Source organism: Agreia sp. (genome assembly GCF_964263775.1).
Classification (GTDB): Bacteria; Actinomycetota; Actinomycetes; order Actinomycetales; family Microbacteriaceae; genus Agreia.
The window spans coordinates 1-7,010 of the sequence record NZ_CAXVWM010000041.1; the positions used below are offsets into that span (position 1 = coordinate 1).

General features: G+C 67.3%; 7 protein-coding genes. 2 read left to right on the forward strand and 5 right to left on the reverse strand.

The features are described 5' to 3' along the window. The 5 genes from ACE5CZ_RS03600 to ACE5CZ_RS03620 form a co-directional block, all read right to left on the reverse strand. Positions 1 to 1,410, reverse strand: a 1,410-nt coding sequence (locus tag ACE5CZ_RS03600; protein ID WP_374945991.1) for an AAA family ATPase, incomplete at its 3' end; no start/stop codon positions are given. A gap of 11 nt (positions 1,411 to 1,421) precedes the next feature. Continuing rightward, on the reverse strand, positions 1,422 to 1,940 hold the full coding sequence (locus tag ACE5CZ_RS03605) for a hypothetical protein (protein WP_374945992.1): 519 nt from the start codon (positions 1,938 to 1,940) through the stop codon (positions 1,422 to 1,424). Positions 1,941 to 1,965: 25 nt separating this feature from the next. Then, positions 1,966 to 3,177, reverse strand: a complete 1,212-nt coding sequence (locus tag ACE5CZ_RS03610; RefSeq protein ID WP_374945993.1) for a toxic anion resistance protein — start codon at positions 3,175 to 3,177, stop codon at positions 1,966 to 1,968. 87 nt (positions 3,178 to 3,264) lie between these two features. Then, on the reverse strand, positions 3,265 to 4,242 hold the full coding sequence (gene corA / locus ACE5CZ_RS03615; protein ID WP_374945994.1) for a magnesium/cobalt transporter CorA: 978 nt from the start codon (positions 4,240 to 4,242) through the stop codon (positions 3,265 to 3,267). Between the two features lie 23 nt (positions 4,243 to 4,265). Continuing rightward, complete coding sequence (locus ACE5CZ_RS03620; protein WP_374945995.1) at positions 4,266 to 4,811, reverse strand: DUF3515 family protein; 546 nt, start codon at positions 4,809 to 4,811, stop codon at positions 4,266 to 4,268. Between the two features lie 47 nt (positions 4,812 to 4,858). Here ACE5CZ_RS03620 and ACE5CZ_RS03625 point away from each other — a divergent pair, with 47 nt between their 5' ends. Further along, complete coding sequence (locus tag ACE5CZ_RS03625; RefSeq protein WP_374945997.1) at positions 4,859 to 5,938, forward strand: thiamine-phosphate kinase; 1,080 nt, start codon at positions 4,859 to 4,861, stop codon at positions 5,936 to 5,938. A gap of 24 nt (positions 5,939 to 5,962) precedes the next feature. Further along, on the forward strand, positions 5,963 to 6,781 hold the full coding sequence (locus ACE5CZ_RS03630; RefSeq protein WP_374945996.1) for an alpha/beta fold hydrolase: 819 nt from the start codon (positions 5,963 to 5,965) through the stop codon (positions 6,779 to 6,781). Positions 6,782 to 7,010 lie beyond the last annotated feature (229 nt).

Sequence of the window (7,010 nt, forward strand, 5' to 3'; positions counted from 1 at the left end):
GGTCGGAGCGGCGACGTCGCGCAGCCTCCAGGCGTGGCGCGCGATCGCCTTGTCGAGCAGGTTGCGGGCGTAGCGGCCGTTGCCGAAGCCCTCGTTGCGGGGTTCGATCGACACGATCTGCTCGAACCGCTCGAGGGCCTCCGGTGTCGCCTCGAAATCGGATGCGACGGCGAGGCGCACGAAGATGTCGCGCAGTTCGTCGTCGGTGTAGTCCTGGAACGTGATCGAGGTGGAGAAGCGGCTGGCGAGCCCGGGGTTGGTCTCCATGAAACCGCGCATCGGCTCGGGATAGCCCGCCACGATCACCACGAGGTCGTCGCGGTGGTCTTCCATGTCTTTGACGATGGTCGTGATGGCCTCGGCGCCGTACTGGTCGAGCGCGAGCCCGTAGGCCTCGTCGATGAAGAGAACGCCGCCGATCGCGCCCGCGATCACCTCGGAGGTCTTCGTGGCCGTCTGGCCGAGATAGCCGCCCACGAGTTCAGAACGGTCGACCTCGACGAGATGGCCCTTCGACAGGATGCCGAGGGCCGCGTAGATTCCGGCGACGAGACGGGCGACCGTGGTCTTGCCCGTGCCCGGGTTGCCGAGAAAGACGAGGTGCCTCGTGAGGGTGGGAGTCGTGAGACCGGCGGCCGTGCGCAGCTGGTCGATGCGCAGCAACTGTGTCTGCCGGTGAATCTCTCTTTTGACCCGATCGAGGCCGATCAGGCCGTCGAGCTCGGCGAGCAACTCCTCGACGGACCTCTTGGGCTTCTCGGGCTCCGCCGCGATCGGGGCATCCGCTGGCGCCTGCTGGATCGCCGCGGGAGAGCCCGCGTTCGGTTCTGCGGGCGCGAGCCCCGCTCGGCGCGCGAGCTCGGCCATGGTCGCATCGCCGGGGCGTGCGAACTCGGGCTGTTCGACACCGAGCTGGTCGGGAGTGAGCTGCGGGCCCGGGTGCGGCGTGAACGTCGTCGACGGGAAGAGGGTGGATTCGATGCGCGAGATCGAGGGGATGGTGGGTGCCTGCCGTGCGCCGGCGAGCTGAGCGGCCGCGGTGGAAGAGGCAGCTCCGAGCACTCCGATCGAGGGTTCGCCCAGTTCGCTCGCGGCAGCGACCACGGCGGTGAGCGCCCGGGCGTAGTCGCCGGCGTGCTGCGGAGACTCGACCGCGAGCCGGCCCAACAGATCGGTGGGGGACGCCCGCCACCGGCGCGCGCTCGACGCGGCCTCGAAGAACTCGTCGGCACTGGCGGCGCCGGTCTGCTCGACCCACTGCAGCGACGCGCCGATGGCCGACTCGGCGACGGCTGCGGCGATGCGCACCCCCTCGTCGCGGGCAGCCGAGGAGTCGAGGCCGGCCTGCGCCGCCGCGACCTCGAGGGCATCGAGCGCGCGGCGCAGGTCGTGCGTGTCGGCAGCTGTCATGATGTGTTCGCTCAGCTCAGGGGTTCGGACGGGAGGGTGAGCGACGACGAGGCCTGAAACTTCTCGGCCAGAAATTGGCCGTGCGCGACGAGAGCCGCGGCATCGGCGCGGGAGACGGCATCCGAGATCTTGTCGAGAGTGGCGCCCAGAAGATCGAGCTGGTCGCACAACAGCATGAGCGAGGTCTTGCCCTTGTAGACGGCGCGTCGGTCGGCGAATTCGCGGGGGAGCCGGAGGTATCCGCCCACAGCCTCGGGAAGATAGCTGGTGGCCGTCGACACCACGGTGTGCGCCTGCGCGCTTCCGCCGCCGAGCTGGTCGAGCCGCGGAACCATCACCGCGACCGTGTTGGCGATGCGGTTGATTCTCGCAGTGACGATCGGCGGAACTGTGCCTGTCGTGTCTTTTTGTACGTCGGCGATCGACGACAAGATGTCGGCACTCGTGGGGGCCGGAGGCAGTGCGAACTCGTATTCGCGCTCAGCAGGTCGCCCCGTCACCGAGTCGCGGAGGTTCTGCCAGAAGCCCATTGCGTGACGTGCTCGACCCGTCGACTCAGCGCTTGTCGAGGTCGAGCGAACTCGTGACCTCGATCGTCTCGCTGCGGCGGGCGCGCTCGATGTAGGGTTTTGCCTTCTCTGTCTCGGTCTCGAGAACACCGATGGTCTGGGCCATGCTGTCGAGCGCCTGCACCTTGAACTCGGAGATCGAGTCCATGGTCGCGTAGATGTTCGCGAACGCGGCCTGCAGCTGCGGCAGCCCGACCGTTGCGGATGCCGCCTGCGACTGGATCGACGCGGACTGGTCGGCCAGCATCTTCGAGGTGGATTCGATCATGTTCGACGTGGTGGTGTTCAGAGCGGTGATCTGGTCGAGCACGAGCTTCTGGTTGGCCAGGGCCTGGGCCACGATGACGGCGGTGCGCAGGGCCGACACGGTGGTGGTGGTCGCCCGGTCGACGCCCTTGATGAGCTCGAGGTTGTTCTTGATGATCACGTCGATCGCCAGGTAGCCCTGGATCGACACGGCCAGCTGAGTCAGCAGGTCTTGGTGCTTCTGACGCACGTAGAAGAGCACGTCTTCGCGCAGTGCCCTCGCCTTGTCGGGGTCGGTCGCATCGAATTCTGCGATTTTGGCAGACAGCTTCACGTCGAGGCGCTCGGCGACGTAGATGTACTCGTTCAGCCGCTGCATGGTCTCCCACAGGTGCTGCTTCTCGAGGTTGAGCGCTGCATTGTCTTTGCGCAGTTCGTCTTGGCCGTCGTAGAGCGCCTTGATGATGGCGTTGAGGTGCGACTGCGCGCTCTCGTACTTGCGAAAGTAGTCGGAGATCTTTCGGCCGAAGGGAATGAAGCCGAGGATCTTGCGCTCGACGCTCTGCTCGCTGGGGTCGAGGTCTTCGACGGTGCGACGCAGTTCGAGCAGTGTCGATCCGATCTTCGACCCCTCTGACAGGCCGCCCGACTGCAGCGCCTTCACCGGCGTGGCGAGCAGCCTGTTCGACGAGTCGGCCGCGCGACGGATGTCGACGTCTCCCATGGTGCGCACGTCGTTGGCCTTGGCCGCGAACGCGGGAGACCGGGTGTCGGTGGTGATGAGCGTGTCGAGGTAGGTGTCGACCTTGGCATCGAGACCGGGCAGTGCGGCCGGGTCGACCTTGGGTGCCATGGCCGGAGCCGACGTGGCCGCGACGGGCGCGATGGGCTCAGGGGCGGTCAGCGTGAGAACGCTGTCGGACGGGGCCTGCAGGGGAGCGGCGTCGGTCATGGTGTCCTCACAACGGGGGCGGAGCCTTCAGAGTTCAACGGAATCGCTTCACTATATCGCCTCGGGTTGGCGCATCAGCGGCGCTGGTCACAGCCATCCCCTGCGGCGGAAGACGCCGTAGAGCACGGCGCCCATCACGATCATCGCCAGCACGGCGAGGGGGTAGCCGAGAGTCCAGTGCAGTTCGGGCATATGGTCGAAATTCATGCCGTAGATGGTTCCGACGAGGGTCGGTGCGAACAGGATGGCGGCCCACGACGAGATCTTCTTGACCTGGTCGTTCTGATCTTGTCCGACGAGGGTGAGGTGCGTGGTGAGGGCGTTCTCGAGCAGGGCGCGGTAGGCATCGACGCGGTCGACGATGCGGTGCGCGTGGTCGAGTACGTCACGAAAACCCCGCGACACCTCGATGTCGATCGTGTGGTCTGCGACGTCGCGTTCGAGGTCGCCGACGACGTCGAGCAGCGGACGCGTTGCCCGCTGAAACATCATGACCTCGCGCGACAGTTCGTAGATTCGGCGGGAGAGTTCGGTCTTTCCTCTTTCGAAGAGTTCGTCTTCGATCTCGTCGATGTCGTTTTCGAGGCCCGCCGCCACAGGGGCGTAGTCGTCGACGACGCGGTCGAGAACCGCATACAGCACGGCCTGCGGGCCGCGCGCGAGCAGCTCGGGGGTCGCCTCGAGGCGTGCTCGCACCGCATCCAGGTCGGGCTTGGATGCTCGACGCACCGTGACCACGAAGGTGCTGCCCACGAACAGGTGCACCTCTCCGAATTCGACCTTCTCGACGTCGTCACGGTAGATCGCCGGTCGCAGCACCACGAACTGGGTATCGCCGTAGCGTTCGAGTTTTGCTCTCTGGTGACCGGCCAGCGCGTCTTCGACGGCGAGCGGATGGAGGTCGAACTCGTCGGCGACGGCATGCAGTTCGTCGGGGCTCGGCCGGTCGAGGTCGATCCAGGCGAAGCCTCGTCGCTCGGTCAGCAGCTCGAACGTCTCGTCGAGGGTCTCGGGATTGTCGGTGCGAACCCCTCCGACGTAGATGGCATTATCTATCACGGTCATGCAGTGCTCTTGTCTTCGAACTGTCAGCCGGCCGACGGGGTGTCGGTGGGGATGTCGAGCGCGTCCTCGGCTCCGAGGCACTTGTTGGTCTGCGGAATCTTCGAGATCGCCGGCCCGAGGTCGACGAGGGTCGAGGCGCCCGAGACGACGTCGTAGTCGACGATGACTTCGGTTGTGGGCGTGCGTCCGTAGGTCACGAAGCGGTAGTTCGGGGCGTCGGAATCATCGACGACCCAATCGACGCCGTTGACGTTCGTGCATTGCTGGGTCGTCGGTCCCTGCTGTGGAATTCCGCAGCGAAGCAGGATGCTCGCGGGCGAGCCCCACGCGGCCGTCGCCTGGGCGTCCGTCTGCCGGAGGTCTTGGTTCTCGGCGTCGCTCGGAAGCACCAGCGGCAGGCTCACGATGATGTCGGCGCACGCAGGGTCGGCAGCCGACTCGGCGGGCTCGAGTGAGACGGTCTGTGCGCAGGCGCTGAGGGCGACGACGACCAGCCCCATCGCCAGGACGGCGGCTGTGCGGGCGGCTGCACGGGCGGCGGATGGGCGGGCGAGAGGTGGTCGAGACATCCCCCACAGGCTACCGTTTGCAGGTGACAGAAACCTCCGCGCAGCAGATCGACGACCAGCCCGTCTCGCCGTTCCCTCTCTCCAGGCCGGGCGAGACCGTGGTCGCCCTCGGCGAGCGCGAAACGCTGCGCCGCATCGTGCGCCGCCTGCCCCGAGCCCGCGCCGAGTTGCTGGGGCCGGGCGACGACGCGGCGGTGGTGTCCACCCCCGACGCGCGCACCGTTCTGACCACCGACATGATGGTGCAGGGGCCCGACTTCAGGCTCGCCTGGTCGACGGCGTACGAACTCGGATGGAAGGCAGCGGTCTCCAACCTCGCGGATGTCGCGGCGATGGGGGCGGTTCCCACGGCGCTGCTCGTGGCGCTCGCGGCCCCGCTCGAGACCCCGGTCGCCGTTCTCGAGCAGTTCGCCGACGGAATGCGCGACGCATGCGCCGAACTCGCCCCCGGCTGTGGAGTGGTCGGGGGTGACCTGTCGACCTCGAGCGCCCTGACTATCGCCGTGACCGCGATCGGAGACCTCCGGGGGCGCGAGGCCGTGCTGCGCTCCGGCGCCTCGGCCGGTGACGACCTCGCCGTCGCGGGGTCGCTGGGGCTCGCGGGTGCCGGCGTCTGGCTCCTCTACCGTGACGGCTCCACCGATTCGGATGCCGAGGGCAGGCGGGAGCCCGACGCGCGCCGGGCCCGCGCGGTGCGCCACGAGCATCCGCAGCTGGTGGGCGAACAGGTCGCGCCTCGATCGCCGATCGGGCTGGGTGTCGTCGCATCCGATGCCGGGGCGACGGCGATGCTGGATGTCTCCGACGGGCTCGTGCTCGATGCGTCGCGCATCGCAGACGCGAGCGACGTGACGATCGAGCTGCATGGCGATGCGATCGACGCGGAGGCGGCCGCCCTCGTGGAGATCGACCCTGTTGTCGGTCGGCGGGCCCGCGACTTCGTGCTGACCGGCGGAGAGGACCACTCCCTGCTGGCGACATTTCCCGCGGGAAGGGCGCCCGAGGGGTTCCGTGTGATCGGAACGGTTCGGCAGCGCGGCGCACACGCCGTGACCATCGGAGGCGCGCCCTACGAGCGGGCCGGGGGATGGGACCCCTACGCAAACTGGGACGGTGCGGCCGGCTGACCGGTCAGTCTAGGATCGACCGCTATGGAGAGGCGCTGGTTCGATCGCGGGGGCGAGCGACTCAGCTATCTGGTCTCGCAGAGCTCCGGCCCGACGGTTCTTGTTCTCCACGGCCTCGCCGGAAGCTCGACGGAGATGATTCCGACGGCCGAGGCGCTCTCGGAGCGTCGCGTACTTCTCCTCGATCAGAGAGGCCATGGCCAAAGCATCCGGCTGCCGGAGGACGCGTCACGTGCCGCGTTCGTGGCGGACGCTGTTGCGCTGATCGAGCTCGAATCGGATGGGCCGATCAGCGTGATCGGCCAGTCGATGGGAGCCCATACAGCGATGCTCGTCGCGGCGGCTCGGCCCGATCTTGTCGACCGCCTGATCCTCCTCGAAGGAGGCGAAGGTTCCGGTGATCCGGAGACGAACGCCGAGATGGGGAGGTTCTTCGCGTCGTGGCCCGTGCCGTTCGCTTCTGTCGGCGCGGCGCGGGGGTTTCTCGGCAGCGGCGCTCTCGAGAGGGCGTGGGCGGGTGACCTCGAACATCGCGGGGACGGTTACTACCCGCGTTTCGACGCACAAGTCATGGTTCGAGTGATCGACGCAGTTGCCGTTCCACGATGGAGGGAGTGGGAGAGCGTACTTTCGCCCACGCTTGCAGTCTTCGCGGAGAACGGCCTGTTCACCGAGGATGCCAAAGCGGAGTTCGTTCGTCGAGGCCGAGACGTGCGGCGCGCGGACATCGCTGGAGCGACGCACGACGCCCATCTCTACTCGTTCGACACGTGGATTGCGCTGGTGAAGGATTTTTTGGGCGACTCTTTGCACGAGACGGATGCGGACGGGAGCGCTACCTGAGGACATAAGTGCCACGCAGCAATCGTGCGACCAGTGATGGCGCGGGTGCAGCGTGCGGGTGTTGAGGCTTGTCCTCAGTTAGCCCCGGAACTCAGGCGGGGGAGATCCACCAGAGGGTCGTCTCGCCGTAGTCCTTGCGGCGGTCGAGTTCGAGGCCGGGCGGCAGAACGGGTTGGGGTGAGCGGGAGCTGCGCTCGACGACGACGACCGCGTCGGGCGTCAACTGTCC

Bases quoted from the DNA above. Each gene is read 5' to 3' on its own strand.
- ACE5CZ_RS03605 (WP_374945992.1), bottom strand. From the start codon at position 1,940: ATGGGCTTCTGGCAGAACCTCCGCGACTCGGTGACGGGGCGACCTGCT.
- ACE5CZ_RS03610 (WP_374945993.1), bottom strand. From the start codon at position 3,177: ATGACCGACGCCGCTCCCCTGCAGGCCCCGTCCGACAGCGTTCTCACG.
- corA (WP_374945994.1), bottom strand. From the start codon at position 4,242: ATGACCGTGATAGATAATGCCATCTACGTCGGAGGGGTTCGCACCGAC.
- ACE5CZ_RS03620 (WP_374945995.1), bottom strand. From the start codon at position 4,811: ATGTCTCGACCACCTCTCGCCCGCCCATCCGCCGCCCGTGCAGCCGCC.
- ACE5CZ_RS03630 (WP_374945996.1), top strand. From the start codon at position 5,963: ATGGAGAGGCGCTGGTTCGATCGCGGGGGCGAGCGACTCAGCTATCTG.